The organism is Glutamicibacter sp. MCAF14 (assembly GCF_052114325.1).
GTDB classification, from domain to species: Bacteria; Actinomycetota; Actinomycetes; order Actinomycetales; family Micrococcaceae; genus Glutamicibacter; species Glutamicibacter arilaitensis.
In genome coordinates this window covers 1-26,791 of the sequence record NZ_JBFREO010000016.1, presented here as the reverse complement: position 1 = coordinate 26,791, position 26,791 = coordinate 1, and the positions used below count along the sequence as shown (strand labels likewise).

30 protein-coding genes are annotated in these 26,791 nt (G+C 52.8%); 7 read left to right on the top strand and 23 right to left on the bottom strand.

What is annotated here, in order from left to right; genetic code table 11:
- Nucleotides 1-541 precede the first annotated feature (541 nt).
- The 3 genes from AB4Y71_RS17540 to AB4Y71_RS17530 all read right to left on the bottom strand — a co-directional run bounded on the left by AB4Y71_RS17540 (nucleotide 542) and on the right by AB4Y71_RS17530 (nucleotide 1,659).
- Complete coding sequence (locus AB4Y71_RS17540; protein WP_441722576.1) at nucleotides 542-784, bottom strand: hypothetical protein; 243 nt, start codon at nucleotides 782-784, stop codon at nucleotides 542-544.
- Nucleotides 777-989, bottom strand: coding sequence for a hypothetical protein (locus AB4Y71_RS17535; RefSeq protein WP_441722574.1), 213 nt, complete (start codon nucleotides 987-989; stop codon nucleotides 777-779). Before AB4Y71_RS17535 ends, AB4Y71_RS17540 begins: the two co-directional genes overlap by 8 nt.
- Nucleotides 990-1,254: 265 nt before the next feature.
- Complete coding sequence (locus AB4Y71_RS17530) at nucleotides 1,255-1,659, bottom strand: DUF6573 family protein (protein ID WP_441722571.1); 405 nt, start codon at nucleotides 1,657-1,659, stop codon at nucleotides 1,255-1,257.
- Nucleotides 1,660-1,807: 148 nt separating this feature from the next.
- On the opposite strand from AB4Y71_RS17530, the gene AB4Y71_RS17525 reads away from it, so the two are divergent.
- From AB4Y71_RS17525 to AB4Y71_RS17515, 3 genes are all read left to right on the top strand, one after another.
- A complete protein-coding gene (locus tag AB4Y71_RS17525) occupies nucleotides 1,808-2,200 on the top strand; it encodes a hypothetical protein (RefSeq protein ID WP_441722569.1) in 393 nt (130 codons plus the stop codon).
- A gap of 65 nt (nucleotides 2,201-2,265) precedes the next feature.
- Entirely contained in the window at nucleotides 2,266-2,445 is a 180-nt protein-coding gene (locus AB4Y71_RS17520) for a hypothetical protein (protein ID WP_441722566.1), read from the top strand.
- 46 nt (nucleotides 2,446-2,491) lie between these two features.
- The gene (locus tag AB4Y71_RS17515; protein ID WP_441722563.1) at nucleotides 2,492-3,100 is read left to right on the top strand and encodes a helix-turn-helix domain-containing protein; all 609 of its coding nucleotides are present in this window, start codon (nucleotides 2,492-2,494) and stop codon (nucleotides 3,098-3,100) included.
- Between the two features lie 99 nt (nucleotides 3,101-3,199).
- Here the strand turns inward: AB4Y71_RS17515 and AB4Y71_RS17510 are convergent, their stop codons facing one another.
- Together AB4Y71_RS17510 and AB4Y71_RS17505 are read right to left on the bottom strand one after the other, a co-directional pair.
- Nucleotides 3,200-4,471 carry a Y-family DNA polymerase gene (locus AB4Y71_RS17510; RefSeq protein WP_441722560.1) on the bottom strand — a complete coding sequence of 424 codons (1,272 nt, stop codon included), beginning with the start codon at nucleotides 4,469-4,471 and terminating at the stop codon, nucleotides 3,200-3,202.
- Nucleotides 4,472-4,479: 8 nt separating this feature from the next.
- Nucleotides 4,480-4,860 (bottom strand): LexA family protein, encoded by a 381-nt coding sequence (locus tag AB4Y71_RS17505; protein WP_441722579.1) that lies wholly within the window; start codon nucleotides 4,858-4,860, stop codon nucleotides 4,480-4,482.
- A gap of 182 nt (nucleotides 4,861-5,042) precedes the next feature.
- Between AB4Y71_RS17505 and AB4Y71_RS17500 the strand changes: the two genes are divergently transcribed.
- Nucleotides 5,043-5,438 (top strand): hypothetical protein, encoded by a 396-nt coding sequence (locus AB4Y71_RS17500; protein WP_441722557.1) that lies wholly within the window; start codon nucleotides 5,043-5,045, stop codon nucleotides 5,436-5,438.
- A gap of 16 nt (nucleotides 5,439-5,454) precedes the next feature.
- Entirely contained in the window at nucleotides 5,455-6,024 is a 570-nt protein-coding gene (locus AB4Y71_RS17495) for a hypothetical protein (RefSeq protein ID WP_441722554.1), read from the top strand.
- A 72-nt stretch (nucleotides 6,025-6,096) separates the two neighbouring features.
- Here AB4Y71_RS17495 and AB4Y71_RS17490 read toward each other — a convergent pair whose 3' ends face one another.
- The 12 genes from AB4Y71_RS17490 to AB4Y71_RS17435 form a co-directional block, all read right to left on the bottom strand.
- Nucleotides 6,097-6,306, bottom strand: coding sequence for a ribosome modulation factor (locus AB4Y71_RS17490; protein WP_441722552.1), 210 nt, complete (start codon nucleotides 6,304-6,306; stop codon nucleotides 6,097-6,099).
- Nucleotides 6,287-7,021, bottom strand: coding sequence for a hypothetical protein (locus tag AB4Y71_RS17485; RefSeq protein ID WP_441722549.1), 735 nt, complete (start codon nucleotides 7,019-7,021; stop codon nucleotides 6,287-6,289). The genes AB4Y71_RS17490 and AB4Y71_RS17485 overlap by 20 nt, the downstream gene beginning before the upstream one ends.
- 183 nt (nucleotides 7,022-7,204) lie before the next feature.
- Nucleotides 7,205-8,488 carry a M23 family metallopeptidase gene (locus tag AB4Y71_RS17480; RefSeq protein ID WP_441722546.1) on the bottom strand — a complete coding sequence of 428 codons (1,284 nt, stop codon included), beginning with the start codon at nucleotides 8,486-8,488 and terminating at the stop codon, nucleotides 7,205-7,207.
- A gap of 5 nt (nucleotides 8,489-8,493) precedes the next feature.
- A complete protein-coding gene (locus AB4Y71_RS17475) occupies nucleotides 8,494-9,777 on the bottom strand; it encodes a MinD/ParA family ATP-binding protein (RefSeq protein ID WP_441722543.1) in 1,284 nt (427 codons plus the stop codon).
- 12 nt (nucleotides 9,778-9,789) lie between these two features.
- Nucleotides 9,790-10,107 carry a hypothetical protein gene (locus AB4Y71_RS17470; protein ID WP_441722540.1) on the bottom strand — a complete coding sequence of 106 codons (318 nt, stop codon included), beginning with the start codon at nucleotides 10,105-10,107 and terminating at the stop codon, nucleotides 9,790-9,792.
- A gap of 3 nt (nucleotides 10,108-10,110) precedes the next feature.
- Nucleotides 10,111-10,404 (bottom strand): hypothetical protein, encoded by a 294-nt coding sequence (locus AB4Y71_RS17465; RefSeq protein ID WP_441722537.1) that lies wholly within the window; start codon nucleotides 10,402-10,404, stop codon nucleotides 10,111-10,113.
- Nucleotides 10,405-10,451: 47 nt separating this feature from the next.
- Nucleotides 10,452-11,237, bottom strand: coding sequence for a hypothetical protein (locus AB4Y71_RS17460; RefSeq protein WP_441722534.1), 786 nt, complete (start codon nucleotides 11,235-11,237; stop codon nucleotides 10,452-10,454).
- A 3-nt stretch (nucleotides 11,238-11,240) separates the two neighbouring features.
- Nucleotides 11,241-11,948: a hypothetical protein gene (locus tag AB4Y71_RS17455; RefSeq protein WP_441722531.1), complete on the bottom strand. Its 708-nt coding sequence runs from the start codon at nucleotides 11,946-11,948 to the stop codon at nucleotides 11,241-11,243.
- A complete protein-coding gene (locus AB4Y71_RS17450; protein WP_441722528.1) occupies nucleotides 11,917-14,172 on the bottom strand; it encodes a hypothetical protein in 2,256 nt (751 codons plus the stop codon). The genes AB4Y71_RS17455 and AB4Y71_RS17450 overlap by 32 nt, the downstream gene beginning before the upstream one ends.
- Entirely contained in the window at nucleotides 14,153-17,077 is a 2,925-nt protein-coding gene (locus AB4Y71_RS17445; protein ID WP_441722526.1) for an ATP-binding protein, read from the bottom strand. Before AB4Y71_RS17445 ends, AB4Y71_RS17450 begins: the two co-directional genes overlap by 20 nt.
- Entirely contained in the window at nucleotides 17,074-17,478 is a 405-nt protein-coding gene (locus tag AB4Y71_RS17440; RefSeq protein ID WP_441722524.1) for a hypothetical protein, read from the bottom strand. Before AB4Y71_RS17440 ends, AB4Y71_RS17445 begins: the two co-directional genes overlap by 4 nt.
- A 12-nt stretch (nucleotides 17,479-17,490) precedes the next feature.
- Nucleotides 17,491-17,715, bottom strand: a complete 225-nt coding sequence (locus tag AB4Y71_RS17435) for a hypothetical protein (protein WP_441665075.1) — start codon at nucleotides 17,713-17,715, stop codon at nucleotides 17,491-17,493.
- A 121-nt stretch (nucleotides 17,716-17,836) separates the two neighbouring features.
- Between AB4Y71_RS17435 and AB4Y71_RS17430 the strand changes: the two genes are divergently transcribed.
- Nucleotides 17,837-18,196: a winged helix-turn-helix domain-containing protein gene (locus AB4Y71_RS17430; protein WP_441722521.1), complete on the top strand. Its 360-nt coding sequence runs from the start codon at nucleotides 17,837-17,839 to the stop codon at nucleotides 18,194-18,196.
- Here AB4Y71_RS17430 and AB4Y71_RS17425 read toward each other — a convergent pair.
- Nucleotides 18,185-20,173, bottom strand: coding sequence for an FtsK/SpoIIIE domain-containing protein (locus AB4Y71_RS17425; protein ID WP_441722518.1), 1,989 nt, complete (start codon nucleotides 20,171-20,173; stop codon nucleotides 18,185-18,187). The two genes, AB4Y71_RS17430 and AB4Y71_RS17425, sit on opposite strands and share 12 nt — an antisense overlap.
- Before the next feature lie 768 nt (nucleotides 20,174-20,941).
- Between AB4Y71_RS17425 and AB4Y71_RS17420 the strand changes: the two genes are divergently transcribed.
- Complete coding sequence (locus AB4Y71_RS17420; protein ID WP_441665081.1) at nucleotides 20,942-21,286, top strand: hypothetical protein; 345 nt, start codon at nucleotides 20,942-20,944, stop codon at nucleotides 21,284-21,286.
- 50 nt (nucleotides 21,287-21,336) lie between these two features.
- Here AB4Y71_RS17420 and AB4Y71_RS17415 read toward each other — a convergent pair whose 3' ends face one another.
- The 5 genes from AB4Y71_RS17415 to AB4Y71_RS17395 all read right to left on the bottom strand — a co-directional run bounded on the left by AB4Y71_RS17415 (nucleotide 21,337) and on the right by AB4Y71_RS17395 (nucleotide 25,792).
- On the bottom strand, nucleotides 21,337-21,621 hold the full coding sequence (locus AB4Y71_RS17415; protein ID WP_441665083.1) for a hypothetical protein: 285 nt from the start codon (nucleotides 21,619-21,621) through the stop codon (nucleotides 21,337-21,339).
- On the bottom strand, nucleotides 21,618-22,241 hold the full coding sequence (locus tag AB4Y71_RS17410) for a ParA family protein (protein ID WP_441665085.1): 624 nt from the start codon (nucleotides 22,239-22,241) through the stop codon (nucleotides 21,618-21,620). Before AB4Y71_RS17410 ends, AB4Y71_RS17415 begins: the two co-directional genes overlap by 4 nt.
- 16 nt (nucleotides 22,242-22,257) lie before the next feature.
- A complete protein-coding gene (locus AB4Y71_RS17405; protein WP_441722516.1) occupies nucleotides 22,258-23,019 on the bottom strand; it encodes a helix-turn-helix domain-containing protein in 762 nt (253 codons plus the stop codon).
- Complete coding sequence (locus AB4Y71_RS17400) at nucleotides 23,016-24,632, bottom strand: hypothetical protein (RefSeq protein ID WP_441722513.1); 1,617 nt, start codon at nucleotides 24,630-24,632, stop codon at nucleotides 23,016-23,018. Before AB4Y71_RS17400 ends, AB4Y71_RS17405 begins: the two co-directional genes overlap by 4 nt.
- A 140-nt stretch (nucleotides 24,633-24,772) precedes the next feature.
- Nucleotides 24,773-25,792: a replication protein RepA gene (locus tag AB4Y71_RS17395; protein WP_441722510.1), complete on the bottom strand. Its 1,020-nt coding sequence runs from the start codon at nucleotides 25,790-25,792 to the stop codon at nucleotides 24,773-24,775.
- Nucleotides 25,793-26,791: the final 999 nt, after the last annotated feature.

The following is a 26,791-nucleotide window of genomic DNA, read 5'->3' as shown; positions in this document are numbered from 1 at the left end:
GCGTCACAAGATAGTCGCACCCAGGCCCGGCAGCGCCTCACCAGGTACACGCGCACCGAGGCAGCGGCAGCACCGAGGCAGCGCCCCGGCCAACGCCCGGCGATAAAGTGTCATGTCCCCTCTACCCAGGCAAAGAAAAACCCGGCCCCGTTCCTGGGGCCGGGTCAAAACGAAGGGCGCTCTCTACCTATAGTTTACTCTAAACCGCCTTGTCAGAGTCTATATTTCTTGATACTCTCTCAATGTCTGACTACGTGGCTCCTGCCCTGGGGTTCACGTAGTTTCACCGGGGGGTTACAGTCATTTTCTCTCGGTGCTGGATGGAGTAAAGAGAGGCCCCGTTTCCCTGTGGTGGGGGAACGGGGCCGCACACCGGACTAAGCCAGATGCAGAATAATCGCGGTGATTATTAGGGCCGTTGCGAGCACTTGCAAACCAACGCTAGTTCGCGGGTGACTTCTGATGACTGACAGCCCGGCTACGGTGCAGAATATTCCGGCACATGCGGCAAGAACTACGGATTCCATTTTCCTACCCTCGGCTAGTCAAGCTTAGAAAGCTTCGCGGTTTTCGCGGTTTTCCTCATGACGCGGCCCGGAATATACCGGCTTCGCTCATAGGTTCCGTCAACGTTGCGCCCTGCGGCCCGTAGGATCGTGTTTCCGTCTGCGCATACCTGCAACACGCACCAAGTATTTTCACCGTTGCCGATTCGCACAAAATCACCCTTTTTGAATCCCGCCAGCGCCTCTAGCTCTTCTTGGCTTGGGATGCGTTCACTCATTGCTAGTTCCCCTCCCGTAGGCCTGTTCTAGCGCTTCCTGCGCGGCGGCAATTTCTACGCTTCTATGGGTGAGCGTGAGCGCGGCCCATTCTTCGGGGGTGTGCTGGCTTTCGGCCCATTGGCGCGCAAGCCCTAGGAAAGTTTGGGCGGTGAGAGTTACCCCGTTATCAAGGGTGAGGGTTAGCTCTTCTGGCTGGCTGTTCATGGCGTGCTCTCTTCCTTAATGCGGGTGAATGTAGCTTGAATCTCGATAAGGCGTTCAGGGAACGACAGCGCGGCCCACGCTTCGGGGGTGCGCTCAGCTTCTACGATTCTTCGGGCTAGGACTAACTGAGTCGGAGCCTTGACCGTTTGCCCGGTGCTAAGCGTGGCGGTAAATCCTTCTGAGTGGTCACTCATTGTTTTCTCGCTTTCTGCGCTTGTGGTGGCACTGTGGGCGGCATTTCTGCCGCCCACAGTGCCGGGCTTGGCTAGTCCTCGTTAGGCAACATGATCGTTAGCACTGGTTCGAGGGTGTCGCCGGGGCCGATCACCATTTTTAGGGTGAGTAGTTCCGGCTCTTCCGCGCCCTCTACGTTCGGCACTCGGTACAGCTCGTAAGTCAGTTCCGAGGCTGGAACGCGGGTGGTGCGGATCTTCATATAGGCCATGAAAACCACATCCCACAAGCGGCCCCGCTCGTCTTGTCCCCCGCCGTGGTTCCATGCCACGGCTTCGGCCCATGCAGCGGCGGTTAGTGCGGTGTTGCGCAGTAGGCCAGCCTCTCGCGCCGTCTCGGTCACATCGACTAGTGCGCCGTCCTGGTAGGCCTGTGCGCGAGTGTAGGAGTGAATAACTTCCCAGTCATCCGTGTTCAGTTCGTTTTCGGTGCTCATGGTGAGCGCCCCTTTCGTTCGGTTGTCTTGATCGGACAATATTATTATAGGCAGACTTGAAAGAATATTGCAACCCCACTTGCAATATTCTTTCAAGTCTGCCTATAATGGTTATGCCCGATCAAACAACAACCGAAAGGACACGAAAATGACTCGTGAACGCGGAGCAATCGCAAAGGTTCTAAACCCAGAGGTTCTAGTCAACCTAGGACGCAAGGCACTGGCTGAGAAGTACGGCGCGGAGGAAGCCGAAGCAATGCAAATCGGCCCCGGCCCAACGCCTCAGATGATCTTCACGGTTGATCTGAAAACGGCGGCAGTCGTGAACGGCGAAGGCATTGGACACATCGAAACCGAAACCGGAAAAATCGCGGTCGAGCTGTCCACCCCGTTTAGCTTCTTCCCCGTAGAGCTTGACCTAGGCGACTTGGGCGAGGCAGTGACCGAAACGGAAATCGACCTAGCGGACGGAATCCGAACCTTCGGATCGAGGCTAGACGGAAATCATCACCTATGGTTCAACCGCTACGAAGGCAAGTAGGAACAAACAGCTAGGGCCGGGAAACCGGCCCTAGCTGGCCCCACCGATTCTAGGAAGTAGGAAACATGGAAACGCCGCACATCATCGAAGATGCCCACCTGCTAGCGCTCATAGCCGAGGCCGAAAAGAACGTTGAAGAAGAACTGAAGGGCCGCGACCCCGAATGGCCTTCTTGCGCCGCCATAGCCTACGCGGAAATGGCCGAAACCTGCCGCCGCTTCCTGCGACTCCCCCACGCCCCCTAGCGCCGTCACAAGATAGTCTCACCTTCCCGAAAAGGATCTAACCACCATGAACACCCGAATAACTCCCGAAGAAGCCGCAGAGCTAGCAAATATCCCGGTCACCTCATTTCGCCAGCGCATGACCAGACTCAACGACACACCCAACGATCTAAGAGCACCCAAAAAGCCCGGAGAGCGCGCCCGGAGCTACGACGCTAAAAAAGTTACACAATGGATCGCGGACGGAATGCCCACCAAAACAGGCCCAAAAAACGCACCTCGGCCAACCGCCAAAAATGCCACTACCTACACCGCAACAGCCACCCGCTCAGGTCACCAAATTTCCGCACACTTCGCAGAGATTGACCTCACCGTGAGCGCCCGAACCGCTACCGAGCTTGAAGCACTCGCACAACAAAAAATAGCGGAAAGATTCAAAACCACACCGGCCAAAGTTCAAATCAACCTCAAATTCGAACTACCCACAAAAGCCCACGAACATCTAGACCAGCTCACCGAAGCTAAAGAACAGTTCAAAGAGATACACGCAAAGATCACTCAACTACAGCACGACACCGCCGCCGCGCTACTGGCCGCCGGTTGGAGCCATGCCGCCATAGCCGAAGTACTCGACGTTTCAAGCTCTCGCGTTTATCAAATCCTCAACACCAAATAAATGCCCGAGGGTAAAAAATAAAGTGTCACGTCCCCCAAAATCCGGCACAACCAAAACCCAAAACTAGAGCGCTCGCCGGTAACGGTAAGCGCTCTAGTTCTATGCGTGGGCAGTCGCTAGTTCGTCCCAGTGCGTTGTGTACCTCGGACTAAGCATGTTGCGGCGCATCTGCCATTCAGGAGCCGTGCGCAACCCCGCCAAGCCAAGCCCTAGACTGTGCGGCCCGTGACGGTGCTTAATTTCCTCGATCAACGGCCCAATGGCCTTTTCCTCATGCGCAGACACAAAAGGCTCTAAAAACGGCTGCTGGCCCCGTTTACGGAGGTCTGTAAGCATGATCCCCGCCCGAACATAATTCACCCCTGCCAGGATTTGCGGCAAAAGCTCTTTAGCGGCCTTAGCCAACACCACCGGATCAGCACTAGCGCCGGGCAATCTCACGGTGATAGTCGGCTGATGCTGCTGCTTGGTGCTGTGAAAACTCGTCATAGCCCACGCCGTGAGCAACCGCGCTTGCTTCTGGTGACGGTGCAGCTTGGCTGCTGCTTGCTGCGCGTACATGCCTAAAACTTGCTCCATCCCCGTTCGACTCGTCACCGGCTGAGCGAAAGCACGCGAAAAAATAAGCTGCCCCTTCACCTCCTGCGGCTCTTCCAAGGGAATGCAGCGCACCCCGCGAAGCTCTAAAACAATTCGCATCTGAACGATAGAGAACTTATCTCGGATCATGATTTCGTCCGAGTCCCGTAGATCCTTGATAGTCCAAATCCCAATGCCCTCTAACCGCTTGGCGGTGCGCTCGCCGATACCCCATATTTCTTTTGCCGGGAGTCGGGATATCAGGGCTTCGGTGGTGGCTTGGTCGGCGCGATCCCATACGCATACGCCGTGCAGCTCGTGAATATGCTTTGCGGCGTTGGTGCTGAGTTTTGCCAGGACTTTTGTTTTAGCTATGCCGACGCTGACCGGTAGGCCGGTGAGCTTAAGAATTTCGTTTTTGATGTTTTGGCCGAGTTGTTGCAGCTTGTCTGGCGTGCCGTGGACTTCAAGAAATGCTTCGTCCACGCTGTAGATTCCTAGCCGGTCGGTATAGCGGCCCAGAATGCTCATAACACGCTCGTGCATGTTGCCTATGTGCTCGTAATTGGATGATCTGGCGATCAGCCCCCAGCGGTCAGCATTGGCCGCTAACTGGAACCAGGGCGTGCCCATAGCTATCCCCAGGTCTTTAGCTTCTTGAGAGCGTGCGACTACTGCGCCGTCATTATTGGAAAGGATAATAACGGCTTTATCGCGTAGCTCAGGCTCAAAAAGTCGGGCCATGCTCACATAGGCGTTATTGATATCTACGTGCGCCACATATGAAGTCATGATGCCGCCTAAATGAGTTTATGCAGTGAGCGGGTAACTACGCCGAAAATAGACAGTTCAGACAGTTCAGGAACGGTGATATCTGGGTGCTCGCTGTTCTCTGCTTTGAGGGTTACACCGGTTGGCGTGACTAGTAGGCGCTTGACGGTGCTTTGTCCGTCTAAGGTTGCTACGACGATATGGCCGTCTTTCGGCTCGATGCCGCGATCAATAATGATTTCGTCGCCGCTGTAGATTCCGGCCCCGGTCATCGAGTCCCCGGAAACGCGCATGATATAGGTGCTAGCCGGGTCGCGTATGAGAATTTCGTCCAAACTAATTTTTGTGGCTGAGTAACCATCTGAAGGTAGCGGGAATCCTGCTGGTACAGCTCCGGCAAATTCGGTTATTTGGTGGTGTGGCTGCGACTCGGCCCCATATACGCGTATTCGATCAATTATCATTACTTCCCCATTGGCTAGAACATAAATTCTAGTCCATTAGGTTAGAACACGCTTCCGACATATAGCGTTCAGGGGTTTTGTCCGGGTTGGCCTGTAGCGTTGAATTATCTAACTATTAGGAGAATCCCTTGTTCGCAAAAGCCCTTATCCCCTCCGCAAATGGTCTTTCCCTTCCCCTCGTGATTGCGGTTCTTCCCGCGACTGACAAAACAACCGTTGACGCACTTCACAGCGTGGGTTGGAAAACCTATGGAAACGAATGCAAAGTGCCAGGCGCTCAGCTCACAATCACGGATGGCTTTGTTTTGTCCGTCAACGGCCTGGACTTCATTAAAGATTCAGTGAACCCAGCCGCTCCCGCTGGTTGGTGGGATGCCGTTTCAAAAATGAATGATCATGTCCTCGCGCTTGTGGTCGGCTCGGGTCATATTGACCTTCAATCACCGCAGCTTGCCGCCGAGTTTGCCGAACTAGTCGATAACCAAGACACAGCATTTTCGCTGGTTCCCCTTGTCCACCAGTAGCTAACGCGAGGCATCCATGATCCCTGATCTTCTAGACGAATTTCTCAATCCTTCCCAAGCGGATATCCCCCCATTCTTTGAACCCGGCTGGAACATCTGGATATGGCTAGGGCTTTGGGCACTGTTGGCCCTGTCTGCCTTCGTCGCATCCCGCGCCCAGGATTGGTGGGCAATGTCAGATTCGCTCTACGGAGTCCCCGCAGCCGCAGCCAAAGGCGGCGCTGTCATCGTCACTCTCGCGGCCCTATACGCCTTATTCACGCTTCCATTCACGATGTTCCGACACACTGAAACCTGGGCCTCATTCTGGCTGCTCTTAGTTGCCCTTGTGGCGCTCGCCGCGGTGGTCTTTTTCGCTCGCGCATTTGAGATTGTCCTCGATTATGACCGTCGCTTAGCTGTAGCGCCGTGGGCCGTGGCGGTGCTGCTGCCGGTGCTGGGAATCATTGCCGCGATTAATGAAGCGTTTACCAAGTTTGCCGGTCAGATTCCTACATCAGTAGCGGGGCTAATGGGCATTGTCAGCCTCGCCACCATCGGGATTATCATCTTCTTCATTTATGCAGCGGCCACCTCTCGGAGGTAAAAGCCGCTTCAAGCAAGGGGCCGGGCTAAACACGAAAATGTGTTTGACCCGGCCCCTTTTCAGTTCTGCAACCTATTCAGTTTCTTCTGCCGCAGCTCGGTTAGCTCTGGCTCTGTCTGTGCGGCTTGCAGCGTATCCCCGAAACCAAGCTTTCTGCTTAGTTTCGCTTTCGTCGCTGCCACTTTCATAGGGATTATCTCTAGGATGTTTGCCCTCTAGATAGGCTTGATATCCCTCAGTTTGTGCCTGGAAAATCAGGACGCTACCAGCTGTTCGGGACATTTTCGAATTCCTCCATTCGGGAATTGTTGGCTGCTTTGGCGTCTTGCGCCCAACCGTACATTTGGTGTCGGTATGAAGCCAACGTATGCCGCCCATTATTTGCGAACCACGATTGCAGCTCTTCGCTGCCGTACTTTTTCACGCGAGATACGGGGCCGCTGAATAGGGAGAAATCATCAATTCCCTTGCGTGCGCCTTCTTCATTGACCATGAATGAAAGTTCGTCAGTGCATTTCTTATACTGCGCGTAAACGTAGTAATCATATTCTTCTCGGGCGCGTTCGTGAGCTGTCAGCTTACGGGCTGGACGCGCTGATAGATTCACTACCGGCTCGTTATCAATCTCAACTTCATAGCCTGTTGAATAGTCCTCATATTCCAACGTCTTCAGCTCTCGCTCTTCGCGCTGGTTAATCAACAATTCCATTTTTTCGGCTGCTTCAGGGTCATCCCCAAGCTCCCCGGCCAACTCTGCTAATTCGTCCCATGATAGGGAATCTACTAGCTCAGGAGTGATTGTCTCGGCAACTGTGGGTACGGCTGGCCCTAAAGGCTGCTGCTGTACCCCTTCAGACTCACTAGGAGCCGCTTTGATACCGGCTGCACTCTGCATATGAGTTGTCAGGTTCTCATACGAGTTCATGAGCCGCTGGAAGCGCTTTTGATACTGATCTTCTGACAGATCGTTTTCTCTTGCTTCCAGTCTTTTTGCCATGCGATTAGCGCATGTTCTAGCGTTTGCGAGTGCTATTACATGCGGGTTGCTATGGTACGGGCAACGACGGCCACCATGCGCCACGTCTCTACACATTGCCACACCCCTTCCAAACTTGTCTTGTCCCCATAGAAACAATAATGGCGTGGCCCTACCTCAAAAGGAAGTAGGGCCACGCTTTCATTACCAGGCAATATCGCTAATCCCTGCACCCTTCAGAATCGGGGCCGGGTCAATTGACAATTGCGGAGACGGCTTTTTATCCGGTGCTGAGGGGTCATTGATCTGGAAATGCAGGTGTGGGCCGGTCGAATTTCCCGTTGATCCTTCAGTTCCTATCTTGGTTCCCTTCGGGATAACCTGGCCGTCTTTTACCACCGCCGAGCCATGCACCAAATGGTGGAACTCAAACACATAACCAGGAGAATCAACCATGCGCGCAAAAATATGTGTTCCATAGTATTCCGACCAATAACCGCCAGGGCCAACAACCTTTGTCACGGTCATATCCGTTGGCGCATAGACAGGCGCACCAGGTGTGCCGCTATCCAGGTCTAGACCTTTGTGGAACTTCACGCCTTCATTGCATACGACACCAATAAAGCACCCGCGATATCCAAACTTGCTTGTCACGCTGGATGCTGGCAACGGATTCCCCCACTCGCCCGAACCAAGCAACTCAGGATTGATTACTTCAGGTGTGTTCTTGTTGTCTTCAGTCAGGCAATTACGAAGCGGGAAGTATTCGTTATCATCTTCTGCGTTTCCGTGCTCATGATCTTCACCGTGCGCCTTGGGGAACTTGCTTAAATCCATGCCGCGATTCACGTCAATTCCAGCTTCATCTATCACATCATCGGCTGGCTGAATGCTCTTGGTGTAATGATTTGGATCTTTGTTGATCTGCACTTCATGAATCACCTGGGAGATATCCCCGCGAGTTTCCCACCCCTCAATATTCAAAAGACCGCCGTTATCTTTGTGCCCAGGGCCACGGAAAAACGATGTTGCAGCATATTTAGGGTTCATCACTTGCTCACGAGTACCCCACCCCATCGAGGTCTGCTGCTGAAAAAGACCTAATGAAGTTGTTGCCGATCCATCAGGATTTTTAACCCCTTGAATATCGTCGCCATAGCCGAGGTTTATCAAGGTACTTTCGCCGTGCGCGGTAATAATCGCCAATCGTGAAGCCGTCCCCGAAAGGCCTAAATCCTGAGCCGCTTCATCAATCAGCTTCGCGTTTTGAACCTGCTGTTTCCGAATCTCTTTAGGAGCTTTGGGAACCGGCCCGGGCGCACCCGGTGGAGGCACAGCCGAACACTGCTCTGACTCGCTGCCGCTCTCTTCAACATCAGCGCCCAGGAAAGCTCCAACGACCACCAGCAAGCCGAACACCAGGGCAAGAACGAGCGCAACCGCCACCACGATCAACCGCAGCTTGAAGGTCAGCAATCGTTGGAGCATCGAGATTACAACCCCTTAGAAATCGCTTCGGCCACGTATAGCCAGGCTTCCTTAGTTTCCTTCGATACCGCACTAAAATTCATACGCTCACCGGAGGCCAAAGTTTTGTCAAAAGGCACTTCGACAACTTCACGAGTCAGAGCCTCGAAGTGACCGCGCAACCGGCGTTGAAGTTGCTTGTACTTATCTTTTTCAACGCCAGGGTCAGGCGTGCGAATAATGGTTACGGCATTCGCTATTTTGTTTGCATAGCCCAGCTCTCGCAACCCATCAATGAGCCATGCTGCCGACGCTGCCGCATCCTCGCGCACTGGCGAAACAATGACAATCTGATCTGCTTTTTCAACGGCGGCACGCCAGTTAGAAGCCCTCATGTTGTTGCCAGTGTCTACAACGATCAGACGGTAATACTTTTGCAGCATCGAGTGAAGAGAATTGAATTCAGTGCCGCCAATCATAAATTCGCCGCCCGGCTTTTCATCCGAGGCCAGCACATCAAACCGGGCATCACCCTGAGAACGCACGTATCGGTCAAGATCACCAACGCGGCCCGACCCGTCAAAGTGCTCTAAGTTATTCAGCAAGTCAACTGAAGTTCGGTCATGCCCTGGCATTGGCGCGCGCCAACCAAGCGTTCCCCGCGTCTCGTTTACGTCCCAGGTTAGGACGCTGCCACCGCGCAAGGTTCCAAAAACTTCGCCCAGGGACAGGCACGTAGTTGTTTTCTCAGTGCCGCCCTTGGGATTCAAGACAACGATTGTTTTAGGTTCACCGTGGCTACGTTGAACTTCTCGTTTAGCTTCGCGGTGGCGTAGTTCAACTTTCGACGGACTGATTTTCAGCCCGGTTAGCTGGGCTACAGCGCCGCGCCATCCTTCTTCCGCTGGGCCTTCTGCAACAGGCGGGGCCGTAGTAAGAAAGTCAGCCACGGTAGGGGCCGCTGCTTCTTTAGCCTCAGTCGCTGCTTCTTTAGCCTCATAAGCGTTGTCTACCGGCGCAGCGCCCGAACTGTCGGCAAGAGGCTCTGCCGCTTTTTCTTCTGCATCGTCTCCCGTTGGAACCTGGACAATCTTCCCATCGGGTGTGACCCCAAAACGGTCTTCACCTTCAGAATCAAGCGTATTCAGGACAACATAGGAAGCGTTGATCTCTACTGCGTATTCTGATGTGCGTTGGACGATCAGACGGCGCAGCTCGTTTTCATCTTCAGACTTGAAATCCTGCTTTTTGCCTTCGATTTCGATAGTTGCTAAGCCCTTTGAAAGCTCGGCTGAAATTTCGTACTTCATGACCTTCTCTTTCTATGCGTCCAGAACTGTCACGGCCACCGCATTGGGCGTATCGGCCTGAATATTGTCCGTAGTGATCCCCCAGCAGCTCGGGGACTCATATTTAGCGGGAACACCCCATAAGTGCTGCATTTCTACAGCGTTAGGCTCTTCCTCGCCTTCCAGCTCGGCCCGGTAGATATGCAATGCCACTGGCAGGAACATTGCTGGGGTTTGATGACCAAAGCCAACTACTTGACCGTCAACCGTCACCGTGATCAGGTGCTCGCTGTACTGCGTGCCAGGCTCAAACAATCCACAGAAATCAGATTCAATAAGCTTCTTTCCCATGTGTCATGTCCCCTTTGAATCGTTAGATGCTGGATATGCGACTACCGCCAATAGCGCAACGATGACCGTCGATGTTGCTTTCGGTGTCACCGTGAAAGATTCAGGGTCTAGCGTTGATTCGATTGCCGGACGCGTGGTTATCTGCTGGTCAATAGACAGCAAGCGCGCACCTTCAATCTCAGCCAACCGCTCCCAAAGTCGCCCATGCGCAATTTCGTAGGCATCGTTTGAGCGCATATGCTCGCCGGTTGCATATACCGTAGTGCGCTGCTCTGCTGTCATTGATACTCCACCCATGAACCTATTCTAAAAAAGATTAGGTCATGTTTCAATCGGATACGTCATTATTTGACCGTGATGTATTTTTTCTCTTGGGTCTGGCAAGAGTCATACGCTGTAGTTACATCGGTTTCATCAGTGGAAACACTGAGGAAATACACGCCTGTCTGAGGGATTTTGATCTTGGTTCGCACGTTGTTTGAGCGAATGCCAGGCTTGATTTCGACCTCTTCGCGCATAGCTACCTTTGGATTTTCGCAGGTAGCCGCTGTTGCTTCGGGGATCGAATCATAAGGGCCGTTAACATGCACTTCCGCAGGGAATTTGGTTGCGCCTTCGGACTCATAAAGGCCGCTTGCCAAAACGGTTACTTCCGTTTCCTTCCCTGGCTTCACAGTGTTATCTTCGCCGCCGTCTGAAAGGGTAATGCCTAGATCCGGTTCAATCTTTCGCAGCGTCATTGAGCCTTCTCCCCCGCATTCGGTGGTGAACCCTGGCCCGGCCATAACAAATGCGTTGTGGCCCATGTTGACGCGCAAACTAACCATTGATTCGACGCCTTCCCCGGCGACCGTGTACTGAGTTTTTTCTGCATCCGGGTTGGAGCAATCAACTTCCTTGTCCTTGTCCCATCCGACCGGGAATGCATAAACGGTTAGAACAGTCCCGCGCTCTAGGTTTCCCGTATTAATTTTGAGCTTTGCGGACTGCCCATAGGTCATGTCTGGAACTAGCAATGCGGGATCGGCTTTTTCGGTCTGGGTTGGCGCTGGCTCTTCAGGTTGTCCCCCGCAGCTCGATAGCCCGATTGTCATTGCTGCCGCAGCAGCTACAGCCAAAATTTTCTTCATTAGTCAGTCCTCCACCTGGATCATTTCAGTTACTATCCATCCTTTTTCACCTAGTGCGGCGGCTACGTTGAAAGTGATTTCTCCGCTGCCGCTTTTCCCGGCTGTTTCCACTCGCAGCGTTCGGCTCCATCGGATCGGAGTATCCCGCTGGGCCGATGCTGCCGCATTTTCTACGTGGATTTTGGCCGCAGTTACGGGATAGTCATGCGAGGCGCTGCCACTAGCGATAGTCCCTTTTAGCTGGGCTAGGAGCTGGCTTTGAATGTGCGGCTCAGTCCACTTCTCCCACTCGCTCCATTGCTCGCTAGGTCGCGTTACATAGGACTGCACCACGCCTTTAGCCACCGACTCGGCAGAATCCTTATCAAATTTAGGTTTCTCCACGTCGATTTTCCCAATGTCCCCCGCTGTTGGGTTTGCTTCACCTTCTTGTGGCTCAGGTAGTGAGCTGCCTTCTTCGTCGGCGTATCTCACTTTGACCTCGGTATAGGTAATTGGCTTATCGGTAGGGCTTACGTCTGCAACGGGGCGTTCCGCTTCAGGATTCATTGCAGAGCTTGCAACGCCCCATACGATTACACCGAGAATTAGCACGGCTACAGACGTGAAGAACGTCTTGCGGGTGCGGAAAATCTTGCGCCAAGTCTTAGACCAGATAGCCGCGACAAGTCGGGCAGACTCAAATACCAGATTCGCTAGTGTCTGAAGCATGCTCAATCACCACCTTTTTTTCGGTTGTCTTATGCACCGCTGGGGCCACAAACAATTCGGTCACAACTTCGCCGTTGATAATCTCAGGTTCTACTAGCTTGTCTGCTCGCATTCGTGAATGGTGACCGCTGGCCCCTTCGGGCACGAACATTGTTTGCCCGTTTCCGTTGGTTTCGTATGAACCACCACCGCGGCCAATTTGACGCATTCCTCGCTCAATATTTTCTCCTGCAGGACGCATCCAGGAAGTGGAAATTTTTGGTGCGTGCTTCCAATCCTGGTGAATTTCATCTGAGCTTGCGCCATACGATCCATCGGAATTGCCGTAAGTGATTTCGTCGCCTTCGTTCACCGAAATGAACGTATTTCCACTGTTGCTATCAGAGGCCGGCTGCTGCATATCGTCCCCGGCTGGCAAAGCGGCCGGCATTGGTACACCCGACAACTTATAGCGCTGTGCGGCGGTCACAGTATCGGCGATATCGTGGTCTTGATCTTCGATATCTACCTGGCCGCTAACTTCAGCATCAACGATTTCGCTGTCATATGAGTTGACGCGCTGAGCCTCGATAGCTGGGGAATGTGAAGCTGCATTAGCTGGCCGCGCTTCAGGCTGCTCGGCCTGGTCGATATCGACCACTACATATTCGGGCTGCACTCCTTGACCCGTCAACGCCTGGTATATCGGCGCAGCGGTCGTATGGTCATCCGGTACGGTGTCAGGGCGCAGCTTGCGCTTAGGCTTGGACTCTTCAAATTCAAGGCTTTCCGTACCATCAGCACCGCCGCCGCCACTCTTGCCCATTCGTTGGCCCAGCAAGAAGCTGCCAACGCCGCCCATTAGCTTTCCGCCCAATCCGCTCGGGTCAGATTCGCTAAGCGACTGCTCAATCTTTTTGCCGGTCGCCAAGCTCGTGACCGATTTGAACGGCTTAGCTAGTTTCATGAAAAGAACAGTGAGCACTAGCAGGATTAGAGCTGATGCAATGAGGTTAGTGCCGCTCATGAACAAGATTGCCGTAAGTGCCGTATGCACCGCTGCCATAACGCCATAGACAATCACGTTGACTACCGAGGCCATAACCACCTTGATAGCCGCTGTTCCTGCCGAACGCATTGCCGGAATGATCGCCAGCAGCGCGAAAATCGGCCCCAGGATAGGCAACATGCGCAGCACCATCACGCCAAGGAAAACAAGGATAATCGCGGGAATTCGAACAATCGCAACAATCACCATCAAAACCGTTGCCAAAAACCCCATACCGGCGCGGTTCTGCGCTTCGCCCTTGATGTAGTTGTATTGCCAAGAAACCGATTTGTCGTTTTTATAAGCACGAGAAGCCCGGTCATAGGTGAGTTTCTTTTTATCCGCGTCTACGCCCTCAGCTTTTTCAGCCCAGGATGCTGCCCCGGCTCGAAAGAGCGTATCTACTTTTTCATTCAGCTCAGCGCTACCAACTGCACCTTGTCGCCACAGAGGGTGCAAAATTCCGTCATTCAAAACCGCTCCCGTAGCCTCAGCGGAATTGGCATAGACGGTCAGGCCTTCACCTTCAGTGGGAATTGCCGCTACTTCCAATGTCTTTTGGTCAGCAACCGAAGTGATCGACGTAGCCACACCATCCATCGACTGAGCGATAGTTACGGGGTAGACCCCCACCAGGGCCACGAATCCCACAGCAGCGGCGAAAGCGCCAGTTGCCATAAGAGCTAATCGGACTTGCTTGCGCATCGCGTAGGTGATGATGAAAACACCGGCCACAACCGCAGCAGTCAAAACCCAATCGTCATAAACCACTTCAATGACAGCTTTGGACATGTCCGTTATTTTCTTGTCCAACGGCCCTAGCAATTGCGCCGGATCAGCAGCCCATTTCTGGAATCCGGTCATTGCCGCAGCTAGCCACTTAGCAAGCCCTAGAAAGGCATTTCCGGCCCAGGTATCAATTGTTGCGGGGAACGCCCCCAAACCGCCCGGAAGGTCGCATGTGCCCCATTTCAGGCCTCCCCAGCCATATTCGCCGTAGTAGTTGCCCCCGCTGATTTCGGAGACTTGGCCATCGAGCATTCCAGGCACGCCGCTACCGGCTGTGTCGGGGACGGTGCTTGGTTTGCAGTCAGCGGCGAATGCCGCCGTAGCTGGATTCAAAGTAAAGAAGGCCAGGACAAGCAGCAGAGGTGCAAGAACATATTTCTGGGAGAAATCACGCAACGTTTTCATCATGTCCCCCTATCTCGGCTTCTTCCTTTTGCTCTTTCAAACCGGCTGTACGGTCATAAGGGGCCGGTGCGGAAGCTAGCGCCTTCATGACGTGTGGGTGTGCGTCCAGGTCGTAAACGATTCGTTCTATTCGGCGCTGATTGCCTACTGCCGTATCGTCACGAACGCTGAAAATGAAGTGACGCTTTTTGTTGGTATCTTCCACCGCCGAGCGACCAATGATCTTTCCATCAGCGTCACGATGCACGCGCTCACCGCGCTTCGTAGAGCGTGGCCGCAACTGGCCCAGGATGCCTTCGTATCCAACGTCAGTCGGCGCTCCAAGAATCTTCAGGGCCGCTTTTTGAGCTGTCGCTTCCTGGGTGTCGCCAACCAGGGCCGCGCCAACCAGGTTGCCCAATGAATCTTCAGAATCCCCATCAAGATCAAAGTGCGTGGCGTTCTGTGCTGCGTACAGGGCGCGCAGGTTGAACTTTCGTGAGTCCGTTGCGGATTTGGTGAGAAGGTTTCGTCCTGAATCAATTTGATTGAGTACTTTGCCTTCATCAATAGCCAACAGCTTGCGCTCATTGATATCGCCCATGTAGATCCTTGACTGCACCAGCCAAGCTGCCAGGGTCATCACGGCCATTGCCATACGAGCCGATTCTGGGATATTTCCAGAAGCAATTACTTCAGCCGAAGGAATTGACATGCCGTTTAGTGTGTAGACGGTCAGCAGCATATCGTCATCGTCATCATCAGCAAGCGGGGCTGCATCAGGGTCAGGGAAAATCAACTTGCCGATAGAGGTCTTGGCTAAGCGGCTGTACTCGTTCACCAGGTCACGAGCCTTGATCCGGTGCTCTTGCTGCAAATCGGTGTGAATCTTCGCGTCAGCGATTTTTTCCAGAGCAATCAAGATTGTTGTTGGCGAAGCTGTGCGCACTGGCTTCACTTCACTCATGGCCCGTGAAAGGACAGTTTCAACCTCGTCTGAGGTCTGGTTGTTCTTGGACAAGAACGAGCGCAATACGTCATTCATCAGCGATCCGCGCGTACCTTCAGCAAAGCTGACTTCACGCAAATATTCTTCTTCTTGGAACACTCCATTTTTCATGAAGTGCTCTTTGCGTGGATCAGCAACAACCCGGTATGGGTTCAATTCGCCATTGCGACCTTTCATCAGGTTCACATAGCGCGCCCTGCCTTCCAGCTCAGGAACATATGCGGGATCGCAAAGACGGCCCAGGCGGTCTGATGGGTCAAGAACATTTGCGCGAACTCCGTTCATGACTGCCCCATAGGTGATGCCTCCCAGGGCAAAGGTCTTACCCGATCCGAGGCCACCAAGAATCATCATGAGTCCCGACACGTCGCGGCGTTCCATATCCCAATGAGTGTGCCAAGCCACCGAGCGAATGGCTGTACCTGCGGTGTAGCCCATATGGATACCTGTGCGGTCCCCAATTTCTGCGGTTCCGTGAGGAACAGCAGCGGCTAACATAGCGGTGCTCATGCGCCGCTGATATGCCGGTGTGGCCAGAGGTTCACCGGGGATAAATTCTCGTGCGTGATGGTACTGATTTCGAGTTTGCGCAAACTCCGCTCGCGTGCCGTATGCCTTGCGTAGGGCTTGCACACGTTGGTTCAATTCTTCTTCGTTCGCGCCTGAAACCGCGACGCGATACCAGCCATTAGTGCGCACGGCCAAACCACCATGATCAGAGTCCATCTGTTCTTGAATCTGCATTGCCATTGCATCCTGGCGAAGTAGCGACTTAGGGGCCTTGATCGCATGATCCTCGTTATAGTGCTTCACCTGGTCAGCAATCAGATCAAGACGGCCACGCAGCCAGCCTTTCGTTTTTTCTTCTGGAATCACGTCGATAAACGCCGACCACTCAACAGGGAAGTTCAAGCGATCTGTGCGCTGCATCCAGCCTGATTGAGTTTCTTCGGGAAATGTCATGTCCCCAAGGCGTGACAGAGTTAAGACACTGACCTTGCGTTCAATCTCCGTTGTTACGCCTTCTGGCATGGCACTCACCGTCAGGTGCTTAGTTAGTGGGTCGGCAGTCCAAACGGCAGCATCTTCCAACGATGGAATATCGTCCTCGGTGTAGTCCGAGACAACGCCGATTCGAGGCAAATTCACGCCCAGGGCGATAGAGCGCCGGATAAGCCATTCCATATCTTCGTTGGTGGCTTCAACAGCGTTGAGCGAGCTTGCACCAAGCACACGGCCCATGTCATCAATGGTTTCGCGGTGATGCCGGTATTCGCGCTTTGGGTCTTTGAAGCGTCGGAATGACGAAATCTTGACCCCTAGATGCACCCACTTTTCAGAGAAATTTGATCCCTGCATGTGTGTCTGTGAGCGGGTTAGAAAATCCCCATACCCTTCGGGGATGCGGTCGCCGTTTGCGGCTACTGCATCGTCGTAGGTGTCTTTGGCCCATGAAGCTACAGGATAGGGCCGAGTAGTTGACCGGACATGAAGCCGCCGCCCAACAAGTTTTGCGTATGCTTTCGCGTCCTCCCGGATTGCCTCTTCGATATCTTTGATGGGGCTGAATCCATGCGAGGTCGGCATGACAGAAAACCAGCACCAGGTGTCTGTGTCGGTGAAAACCACGTTTCCAATCGTGGCTTCCATTTTCAAGCTGCTCTTGCTTTCCAATGCAGCCTTGGAGCTTTTACCTGGCTTAAGGTCGCGTGCAAGTTCCTTGTCGGTAACGCCCTGCTGCTTCAGCGCTGCCTTCACCCCTGCGCGGCGTTCCTTCGCCTCCGAGCGTTTCATACTCAGCAAACGCCCAAGACCGGCTGAAGCGCGATCTGCCAGGCCTTCTTTTTTCGGTTTTGCCTGAGCATCGTTCAGCTTCTCAGCCTCGCCCTGCTGCATGGCTTCCTGCCATTTGTTACTCACTTATTTTTCCTCCTACCGATTCGCTGCCACCATTTCAGGTCTGGCTCTTCGTCTTTTCCGTATCGCTTGATGACTGCCCCCACTCTTTGAGTTGTCTCATGAGGTTGCCGGGGAACGGCCATTTCTTGCCAGCCTGTTTTGAATGAAGCCCACAACGAAACTTGCCCATCCAGCTTTCGAACAATTGCCTTCATGGAGAAGTAGAGAATGAAGCCGTAGGCCGCAAAAGACCATTTGGTAGCGGGGATGCCCAGCATGAGGAAGCCGAAAAACACGAGGAAAGCGACAACGATAAAAACGCCATAGGTTCGATACTGAGCCGTCCAGGGCAGACGCTTACCCTTTGGGCCGAGATAATCCCTATTTACTCGCGTTAGATCATCGTCTGTGTAGAGGTACATGACCAGTAAGGCCTATGCGTTGAAGAACGTTGTACGCACCCATTCGCCAAGTTCCTGATGGAAAGAAGCCAAGGTGATGACGAGCAGCCCCAGGAGGGAGAGGCCAAAGACCAACATTGCGTCTCGAACCTTCTTAGTATTTGCTGCCCAAAGGATCGAAATACCAGCAACAACGATCATGACAAAAACGATGTTGTCAATGATCCACTGGCCTACATCTGAACCTGAAAAACCCATGATTTATACCTTTCTAGCGTCAACCTCATGTAAGGCGACAGATTGTTGTCTTGTCCCCTAACTACATACTAACCTTATCATTTAAAGATTAGGTAGTAGTAGTATTGCGAAGACTTTTTGAATGAAAACTGAGATGATGGATGCCATGCCTAGAGTAAGCGCCCAAGCTATGAATCAACCAGCCGTTTTAGATATCTTCTCATCTGCAATAGCCAGAGAGATAACTCGCTGGTTGGCTACTCACGGCCCAGCTACAACCTCCAAGATTGCCGATGCTTTGCAGCGTCGGCAGCTCACAGCGCTACGGGCACTGACCATGCTTGAAAATCATGGCGTGGTGTCGGGCTACCCTGGCGCGGGTGATCGCACAGGATCGGTAGTGACTTGGACTTATCATGCGGCTCCCACCCGCAACGCCGTGAAGCAATTGCGGCAGTACGTTACGGGTGGGGAAATGCCCGAGTCGGATTTACCCAGCTAGGGCCATTTCTAGCACGCGCACGACTCTTTCTGTTTCACTGAATGAAATATCTTCTTCAGCACCATTTTCACTGATCGTCACAATGAGCGAATCGTCATCTGACGCATAATCCTGCTCAATGTTGACCACCTCAACCAGGCGTTCATCATCAAGCAAGATAGTGTCGCCCTCTACCAGCGTTTCAACTAACACGCTGTCCTTATGGGTAGCCGTGGCTGTCTGCTGCCCTTCAACAGTTTCGGAATCCTCGAAATCAGAGACCGGCTGCGGCATCTGCGCAGTATCATTTTTCGTGCGAGCTGGCGGGGTAAATTGCTCGTACCTGGACACGTCAATGGGCGGTACGTAATCCGCAAAATGTTTCTCGCCTAATGCGCGAATCGACTCTACGACTTCTAAATCTTCGCCGGTGGCAGAGTACGGATCATCTACCCAATAGGTCTGCGCCTCAATCGGTGTTTTACCGTCTGGCGAAGCCATTGCGCGGCCCTGCAAGAGCGGTAGGTCAACACCAACATAAGTGCTGTCCCAGACCATCTGCGCCCCTTGTGGAGAGAGCCGCATCATGGCTACGCGGTGCTGCAAATTGTCTCGCGCTCCATCCTCGAAAAGCGTTGCATCTGGTCGCTGAACACCAATGACAACATTAATCATTGCCGAGCGTGCCAGGGCCAAAAGCATGGTGATGTTGTCCAGCCATTCGGGGTTGCCAGTACGCTTTTTAGTTTTGCCGTCCTCGTCAACATATGGGGTTTTCCAAAGCTTCTTTAGGCGCATTCGCAAAATCAGCAATTCGTCAAGAATAAACAGAACTGGGCGCATATTTGCGACCGAAGTTGGATCTTGTTTGATCTGGTTATTGCGGTCATACATGAGCTGCAACATGTCATCGAGCATCGCAGCCATATCTTCGGGATCGGATGCAATATAAACGCCTGGGAAACCGATAAATGGTGATAGCTCGAACTCTTTAGGATCACAACCAAAAACGGTTATTCCCTGGGCAACAGCGCCATAGATTACGTTTCTAAGGAAGTTCGTCTTACCGCCGCCGGTCGCGCCTACGCACAGGCTATGAGGCATATTCGTTTTCTGGCCGATACGCCAACCGATAGGCTTTGAATCTTCGTTGATTCCGTAATAAAGAATCGGCCTAGGGTTGTTATTGATATCTACATTCTCATAGATAGAACCGCCTGGATGCCGCACCATTTCCGGCAGTTCCGGGCGTGGCTCTAGTTCTGCCCGGTCGTTGATCGGGTCGAACTTTCCTCTCCACCTGCCGCCGAGCTTCAGCCCAGCGGTGACTTCAATCTTCCGTTGCCACATCTCCGAACCGTCGTTCAGGATGACCCCGTATTTCAGCACGATCCGATTTGGCGCCGGTCGTTCATCGGTGACGATAGGTTGCCATTCTGGAACATTGACAGATAGTTCCGTGCCTCGGAACAGGGGGCGAAATACGCGCTCGATGCGCTGCAATGCATCTTCTTGGCGGTCACGGTCAGTTGGCTTAGAGGCATCAACAGCGGCAAGGGTAACGCGGCCTTTTTTGGTGTCCCACTTAGCGCGTACTTTCTTTGCTCCCATGCGCGCTGCAAACTTCTTTTCCACTTCAGAGCGCCATAGCGAATCGTGATCCGGTAACGTGCCAGGAACGTTCAGAACTACCTTTTGGGGAACGCCCTTTTTGTAGGAGGAAGCACTTTCAAGCTTCATCCCCGCATAGCTGGCTTCAACAAACTGGGATAGTCGATCACGTCTCGTTGTGCGACGTGAAACTAGCGCCGAAATCAGAGTCAGTGCTACCGCCAACCCACCAGCGATCCAAGCGACCCACCAGGCCCAGGCAATCCCCTTTTCCATGCCTAGCCACACGCCAGCGGCGCATAGCAGAACGCCGAGAGTGGTCACTGTCCGAATGACTGCCCCACTGTCTGTGTGCAGCCCTTCAGGTTCCTTATGATTCTCTTTCATGATTCCCTTTCACGGCGTTTTAGCCCCTCCCCCACTTGACTACGTGTGATACGCTCAGACTGAGTCGCTTGCGTAAGCAGACTGAGCGGTATCCCCCTCCGTAAGTGAGAGTACACGCGAACCTAAACCCCTAAGAACAGGTTACGTGCAAATTTCAAACTGCAAATATGAACAGATTACGTGCTAGTGCAAGTCTACCAAGGGGACAAGACAACTCAAGCGTAACCACGTATTCTGTTAGTAATTCTTGAAACTTTTGCAGAACCGAAACACCAGGGGGCTATCTCATGGATCATTTACCCAGCGACTCTGCCGCAGGGCAACCTAGCCGATGGATGGACATACATCTAGACACATCATCGGCCACAGACAATGACACTCAATTTTCAACCGCCCACGGCACAGAAGAACATGCGGCCAGTGTTTCGCCTGAAGGCCAAACGAGCATTGAGCCTTCTGGCCGTTCTGCGCGACGGGGGCCGAAACCTATCACTGACCGGCCAACCAAACGGTTTGAGGGCAAGGCCTACCCGGAACAAATCGTGAAGCTCGTAGAGCTGGAAACGCGCCTCACGATGGAAGCCAAATCCATCCCTTCAGCCGAACGCCGGAGGATCACTTTAAACACGTTTGTCCGCCTCGGTCTAGAAGTCGTTCTAGCTCATGCGGACAACCTCACCGGAGCAAACGAGGATGAACTTCTAGAGTCGTTGCGCCGGTCGATAAGTTCCAATCCCGCTGCCCGATCAAGCAGAAAATGAGCACACCATGAAGCGATTTATTATTGTCTTGTCCCTCATTACCGTTACGCCATTCCTACTGTCGCTTGGAGGGAACCCGTTTGGCCCTTACCTCGCGTCGTATGTTTCTTCAGCCCTGGTTGTGGCCGGAGTGTTTGAGCTTGTTTCAGCTATCGTCGCCAAGTCATCAATTCTCAGGGCTGCTCTGATAATCGTTGCTGGCTGTGTTGTTGCGATCCTGGTAAACATGATTGGCGCTCTTGGTCTGAATCTCTATGTTGCGTTCATTCTTGGTCAGATTCTAACTGTTTCTATTGTTCGCTGGATTTTTTCTAATGCAGGAAAAATGCAGACTGCCAAAGTCGCACAATAGCGTATAAAAGAATATCCCCCAGGCAAGTTGCCTGGGGGATATTTTTATCTCTACTTCTCGTCTAGGTGTCCATACATTCTCTGAATTGCTTCATCGACGATTGAATCTTTGGATCCTTTTTCGCCGTTCCTTCTTGCTTCGTTTAGGGCTAGAGCTATCAGCCTGTGAGACTTGATCGAAATTCTAAAAGTACCGGCCTTTTTCTGCACCGGGATAATTTCGGGAATGTCTGCGTTGTCGGCTGCAAGCTCCACTTTCCTCTTGGTTTTTGGGGCCGTTTCCTGAGCTTGAATCTTCTTTGCCCAGCTCGATACGTTGCTATTTTTGTTGCTCATTTCATGGCCTCCATGAGTTCGGTTGTTACTTGTGCATAAGCGCCAGTTTTCTTGGGGACAGTTCCGTAGGCCTTGCCGTACATTGAGGCTCTGTAGGTCACTACTGCATCCATCACCGGCAGCTCTAGTTCGGTGCGTAGAGCGCTTCGCATATCGCTCCATTCCTTGCTTCGCGTATCGGCTCGCGTGATCAAAATTGATAGGCCAAATTCGTGAATGTCCAACACCTGCGCAGCCACTTCAAGCGTTGGCGTAAGGCGTGCCGCTTCGTTATTCGTGGGCGCTATCGGGACTAGCAAATGATCGGTAACTCGTAGCGCCTGTTTCAGAATCGTTGCGTCGTTGCCGGTGTCTATGACTAGATGCCCTGGAATCTTTGCAGCGTCTCGGGCCAGGCTGGTTCCTGGGATATTTTGCACCGTGAGGTTATCGGGCCATTCATCCTGCGCTTCTTCGTACCATCCATAGGTAGTGCCGTTTCGCGGGTCTGCATCAATCAAGGTGACTTGCTCGTTTGTGATCCTGGCAAGCTCCAAAGCTATGAGGACTGCGGACGTGCTGCGCCCTACGCCGCCTTTGAGGTTTCCTACAGTGAGCCGGTAAACAGTTTCGTTTTTCATAGTGTCATGTCCCCTTCTAGCGACGCTTACGGCTTCGCGCTGGTGTTCTCTTGGCATCGAATACGGTCATATCTACGCCCGTTATCTTGGACTTCTCGAAATCATCGGCGGCATAGGTCTTGCCGATTTGGTCAATGAGAAATTTGTGCATGTCGCCGCCAAATTTCTCTTTTACAGTGCGGAGAATGTCTGAGCTGAAATAACCTGACTTGCTTCCGACTTCCACCATGCGGCCATTGGATAGAGTCACGTTCAAGCTGATTCGCTTGTCTACGTTTTTCTGGCTTTTCGCCACAGACCTTACGTTGTCGTGTATGGCGCTGATACCGCGTGAGCGGCTATCTGCGTTCGTGGGGTGCATGGTGGTCGAATAGTGGCGGTCGCCGCCCGATCCGTAGGCTCTGCGGTTCGAGAATCGCTTTGGCGGCTTCTTAGTCCAACGCCCTTCTGCTGTCTCTTCTGGGACTGCTACAGGCGCTTTGATTCGTCCTTTATCGTCTTTGGTTAGCGGGTGCTTCTCGTCAACCTTGGCGCGCACCGGAACGATGTTTCCAGACTTGCTCCTGCGTCGGCCTGGATGCTTGGTTACTTCGCCCCTATCGCGTAGCTCCGTTAGCGCTTCTCGATACCACTCCCCCGAGGTTTCGCCTCTGAGAATCTTGCTGACCATACGCGGGTTGCGGCGCAGCTCTTCAGCAATTTCGCGCTGGCTTAAGCTCTTCTCTTCCTGGATAGCTCGCACGATATCCGCAACTGATTCATTCTCAGTGCTGCTCATTGCTTCCCCCTGTAGAGTGCTTCAAGCCCTGCTCTTTCGGCTTTCTTCCCTAGGTCTACGCGCTGCTTGAATGTGCGCGGTGTCCTCATTGCTGTTCCTTCAAGAACACCTTTGAGGCGCAAACGTCCGGTTCTTCCGTCATCTCCACCGCCCAGGCTTTCCGGCAGCGACCATAATGGAACGTCCGTTGTGTATACCGCGTCACCTTGAACGGCTATTACCGTTCGCGGGTCTAGGTGCAAAACACCTGCGGTTTTTTGGCCGAAAGCTGAGGGCGATTCAAGCAACCGGGCGCGAGATAGTCCCCATACCTGGGCCGCTAGCTCGGGATGGTAATAAGCCATGTCACGGTCATTCAGTTTTTGGCGTTGGACGTAGGAAAATTCGTTTCCTTGTCGCAGCGCCGTCGAGCGGCATTCTTCGGGAATGTCATTGAAGCTGCTTGCCGTTTTGGTGATTTCACGGCCTCGCTTGGCGAACCTTCCGATGCTGTGGATCAGGACGTTGCGGAAAGCTGCTGAAATAGCTTTGCCTACCACTGGGTCACTGCCGCCTTCTACAGCTCTGTCAACGTCTGCCCTAATCTTGTCGATGCGGCTTGCATAGGAATCAAGCGGCTTGTGACCTTCGGTGAAGCGGATAGCTTCTTGCGGGTCAATGATCCAGCCGTGCTCTTGTGCAACCAAGATTTCCCTATGGTCTGCCCACGTCTCGCCCGTTGCTCCTGGCCGGTTAGGGTAGTGCCAAATCTTCTTGTCCGAGGTGTCTTGCACACCGAAGATTCCGATGTGTTCCCAGTTGTCAGGGACTTTGAATTTCACACGGTATCGGGCCTTAGCGTAGGGATTTTCGCGCAGAAGGTCTGCCGCTGCATCCCGGCGTAGTTCTTGCACTGGCCCTACTCCGAGTTCCCGGCACAGCGAGGCATACATGAAGCGTCCGTCAATCACGGAGAACTTGGAAAGTGTTTTCACTTCGTTTGAGTCAATCAACGGAATGCAATCATTATGCTTGCTAAATGCTGGCCCCGAAACAAGGTGGTCAATGTGGTGCTGGCCGCTCGTTGAGTGCAGTTGTTCCGCAATGAAGTTGTCCAGCGGTGGCACGTCATCCAGGTTCTTTCCGACCAACTGCGCCCACATGTTTGCACCGGTCGCCGCGGGGCTTTCCATGGGGGTTCCTAAACCTGGCGTGTGCTTCTTGATGTACCAGGTTATGCCGCCCCATGCTTTAGCCAGGGTGTACGGGTTATAGTCCATCGTTCCGAACCAGCCAGAAGCATAGGTCACGAGGATTTTCTGACCTGTCAGAATGCGAACATATCGGCCTGTTGGCTCGTCGCTCAGGTAGTGGGTTCCATGTTCCCATTCAGGGGTTTCAGTCATGAGGTAATGAGGCTGGCCGTCGGCAACTTTTGGTTCCGTGCCGGTGAGCATGATCCAAGTTGCCTCGATGTTTCCCGCTGCATTCAGCAGGTCATGGAGTGCCGGTGTTTTGCGGCGAGAATCAATGTGAGCTGTCACCGGCTGGCCGGCACTTGTGAATCCCTTGCCGGTTTTGAAATCAAAGAAAACGACTCGGTGCTCTTTGGGCTTAAAAGTAAACGGGCGCATAGCCTCCCCTTCCGAAGTAACTATGTCCAGCTTACCAACTGCAAGTTATTTTGCAAGCTATTTTGCAAGCATTTTGCTTGCGTGTCGTTAGGTAGAAATAAAGCCGTACTTGCAAGCATTTTGCAAGTACGGCTTTATAGTTAGCTCCACCTGGACTTAGTAGTTTTCCGTTTAGGTGGGATCGCCAAGGGGCTTGGTTTAATCGTTAGGGCCGTAGGAGTGCTCTCGAACTCTAGACCGTTATACACAAGCCCAACTTTCCGCTCTAGAGCTCTCAAAAACTTTGCTCTGAAGTTGCGGACTTCTTTGATTTCACTTCCAAATTGTTCTTTCAGCGTGTGCCAGCGAATCGTAAATTCTCGCCCCCTGGCTGCATGAACACGCCAAACAACCCAAGCGTAAATATCGAGGGCCAGGGCGTCGTTTCCCAGGGCATCTACCGCTCTCATGTCGAGCGGGACAGCCCTGTTGCTCTGTAGCCGTGAGAAGAACTCTTCGCTCAACTCTACAAAGCTAGTTGTATTTGATTCGTGGTCTGGTTTGCCTAAGTCAGTCCAAAGCTCGTGATAGTTGGAGATAACCAACGTGCTTACTTTGTCATGCAACTTCCCGTTTTTGTTGGCGCTAGTGCTGCTGACGCGGATTTGCGCTCCAAGTAGCGCTAACAGTTGCTTGCGAATTGCTTGCATTCGCTGGCCGCCAGATCCTGTCAAGCCGAGCTTCTTCGTCATAAATTCGTGAAGCGTAGACCCAAGTTCAACTCTGCGGCTGTCAGTTCGCAAAGCTTCCGTGATGATCCATATAAGCGCTCTGCGCGGATAGACACCATAGGGAAATACCAGCTCTAGATCGCCGTCTGCATTCGTGATTGGCACAGGCATGATATCCATGCGGAACTTGCCGTTTCTTCTGGTGTAAACCCGCGTAGTCGGTTCACGAATGGGGAGAGAAGCTTGGGTTAGAACATCGGTAGCAAAGCATAGTTCGTCGGGTGCATCCAGCCAGATAGCGTTGCCAGCGTCTAGCAGCTTCTTCTGTCTTGGTGGAAAGACTATGGCAATGTCTGAAGTCGGATCAGAAAGTTTTAACGAATCGTGAGCATCTTCATCATGGGAAGGCTCTGTATCGCTGTAGTTGTCTGGGGTGTTATCGCGTACCATGTTGAATGATCGCCTTTCGAAAATGTCTTGATCGGGCAATAGTTGTTTGGCGAACGACCCTCGCAGTAGTTGCATACTGCGGGGGTCATCTTTTTAAGATCATCTAGCGTTTGACACTACCACTTTTTTCAACAGGTTAGTCCTAACTTCTGAGTTATCCACTGATAAAGTGTAGCGTTTTGGGTTGATTAGCTTTTCTGGCTGTGGATAATCGTAGAATCCTTGAATTCTAGGGGCTAGAGAGGCTGATAAAGTGTAGCACCTCATCAATATACGAATAGGCCTGACTGATAAAGTGTAGCGCTAAACACTGATAAAGTGTAGCAACTTAACGCGTTCTAAACGCAGCTGCATCCCTGAGATACCGGGGAAGTAGGCCGAAAACGAAATTTACCAGTTAATAGACCCAGTTAAATATCAGCTATGGGCGCTCGTGCGCCTGTTAGTTTGTGGATACGTCTAGCTCTTCGCTTTGGACATGTCCGAAGGGGACACTAAAGATTGAATTTCTCCAAAGGGGTAAGTGGTTTATCACGTTACACTTAGAGACATGACTAGAAGTAAACCAAGCGATCCGTTGAAGCAATTGCGGCTCCTTAGAGACTTGGATAGAGGCAAACTTCTATGTGATGCGCGTGCAAAGGGCTTCGACTGGGAAACCATTGCTGAAGCATCGGGAATGTCTCGCACTTCAGCAATGAGGGCTGCAAAGCAAGCGAACGGCGGTGTGCTGCCCGTTGGCCCTTCTCGCTGGTCTAAGTGGTCTACTTAGCAGCTTTTCACTGCAAGCATTTTGCAAGCTTTCGGATGCTTGCCTAGCCCGTAGTTTTTGGCCCGGCCCCCTGTCCTGGGGGCCGGGTTTTTCTTTGCCTGGGTAGAGGGGACATGACACTTTATCGCCGGGCGTTGGCCGGGGCGCTGCCTCGGTGCTGCCGCTGCCTCGGTGCGCGTGTACCTGGTGAGGCGCTGCCGGGCCTGGGTGCGACTATCTTGTGACGC

Bases quoted from the DNA above. Each gene is read 5' to 3' on its own strand.
- AB4Y71_RS17540 (WP_441722576.1), bottom strand. From the start codon at position 784: ATGAGTGAACGCATCCCAAGCCAAGAAGAGCTAGAGGCGCTGGCGGGA.
- AB4Y71_RS17535 (WP_441722574.1), bottom strand. From the start codon at position 989: ATGAACAGCCAGCCAGAAGAGCTAACCCTCACCCTTGATAACGGGGTA.
- AB4Y71_RS17530 (WP_441722571.1), bottom strand. From the start codon at position 1,659: ATGAGCACCGAAAACGAACTGAACACGGATGACTGGGAAGTTATTCAC.
- AB4Y71_RS17525 (WP_441722569.1), top strand. From the start codon at position 1,808: ATGACTCGTGAACGCGGAGCAATCGCAAAGGTTCTAAACCCAGAGGTT.
- AB4Y71_RS17520 (WP_441722566.1), top strand. From the start codon at position 2,266: ATGGAAACGCCGCACATCATCGAAGATGCCCACCTGCTAGCGCTCATA.
- AB4Y71_RS17515 (WP_441722563.1), top strand. From the start codon at position 2,492: ATGAACACCCGAATAACTCCCGAAGAAGCCGCAGAGCTAGCAAATATC.
- AB4Y71_RS17510 (WP_441722560.1), bottom strand. From the start codon at position 4,471: ATGACTTCATATGTGGCGCACGTAGATATCAATAACGCCTATGTGAGC.
- AB4Y71_RS17495 (WP_441722554.1), top strand. From the start codon at position 5,455: ATGATCCCTGATCTTCTAGACGAATTTCTCAATCCTTCCCAAGCGGAT.
- AB4Y71_RS17490 (WP_441722552.1), bottom strand. From the start codon at position 6,306: ATGTCCCGAACAGCTGGTAGCGTCCTGATTTTCCAGGCACAAACTGAG.
- AB4Y71_RS17485 (WP_441722549.1), bottom strand. From the start codon at position 7,021: ATGGCAAAAAGACTGGAAGCAAGAGAAAACGATCTGTCAGAAGATCAG.
- AB4Y71_RS17480 (WP_441722546.1), bottom strand. From the start codon at position 8,488: ATGCTCCAACGATTGCTGACCTTCAAGCTGCGGTTGATCGTGGTGGCG.
- AB4Y71_RS17475 (WP_441722543.1), bottom strand. From the start codon at position 9,777: ATGAAGTACGAAATTTCAGCCGAGCTTTCAAAGGGCTTAGCAACTATC.
- AB4Y71_RS17470 (WP_441722540.1), bottom strand. From the start codon at position 10,107: ATGGGAAAGAAGCTTATTGAATCTGATTTCTGTGGATTGTTTGAGCCT.
- AB4Y71_RS17465 (WP_441722537.1), bottom strand. From the start codon at position 10,404: ATGGGTGGAGTATCAATGACAGCAGAGCAGCGCACTACGGTATATGCA.
- AB4Y71_RS17460 (WP_441722534.1), bottom strand. From the start codon at position 11,237: ATGAAGAAAATTTTGGCTGTAGCTGCTGCGGCAGCAATGACAATCGGG.
- AB4Y71_RS17455 (WP_441722531.1), bottom strand. From the start codon at position 11,948: ATGCTTCAGACACTAGCGAATCTGGTATTTGAGTCTGCCCGACTTGTC.
- AB4Y71_RS17450 (WP_441722528.1), bottom strand. From the start codon at position 14,172: ATGATGAAAACGTTGCGTGATTTCTCCCAGAAATATGTTCTTGCACCT.
- AB4Y71_RS17440 (WP_441722524.1), bottom strand. From the start codon at position 17,478: ATGTACCTCTACACAGACGATGATCTAACGCGAGTAAATAGGGATTAT.
- AB4Y71_RS17435 (WP_441665075.1), bottom strand. From the start codon at position 17,715: ATGGGTTTTTCAGGTTCAGATGTAGGCCAGTGGATCATTGACAACATC.
- AB4Y71_RS17430 (WP_441722521.1), top strand. From the start codon at position 17,837: ATGAAAACTGAGATGATGGATGCCATGCCTAGAGTAAGCGCCCAAGCT.
- AB4Y71_RS17425 (WP_441722518.1), bottom strand. From the start codon at position 20,173: ATGAAAGAGAATCATAAGGAACCTGAAGGGCTGCACACAGACAGTGGG.
- AB4Y71_RS17420 (WP_441665081.1), top strand. From the start codon at position 20,942: ATGAAGCGATTTATTATTGTCTTGTCCCTCATTACCGTTACGCCATTC.
- AB4Y71_RS17415 (WP_441665083.1), bottom strand. From the start codon at position 21,621: ATGAGCAACAAAAATAGCAACGTATCGAGCTGGGCAAAGAAGATTCAA.
- AB4Y71_RS17410 (WP_441665085.1), bottom strand. From the start codon at position 22,241: ATGAAAAACGAAACTGTTTACCGGCTCACTGTAGGAAACCTCAAAGGC.
- AB4Y71_RS17405 (WP_441722516.1), bottom strand. From the start codon at position 23,019: ATGAGCAGCACTGAGAATGAATCAGTTGCGGATATCGTGCGAGCTATC.
- AB4Y71_RS17400 (WP_441722513.1), bottom strand. From the start codon at position 24,632: ATGCGCCCGTTTACTTTTAAGCCCAAAGAGCACCGAGTCGTTTTCTTT.
- AB4Y71_RS17395 (WP_441722510.1), bottom strand. From the start codon at position 25,792: ATGGTACGCGATAACACCCCAGACAACTACAGCGATACAGAGCCTTCC.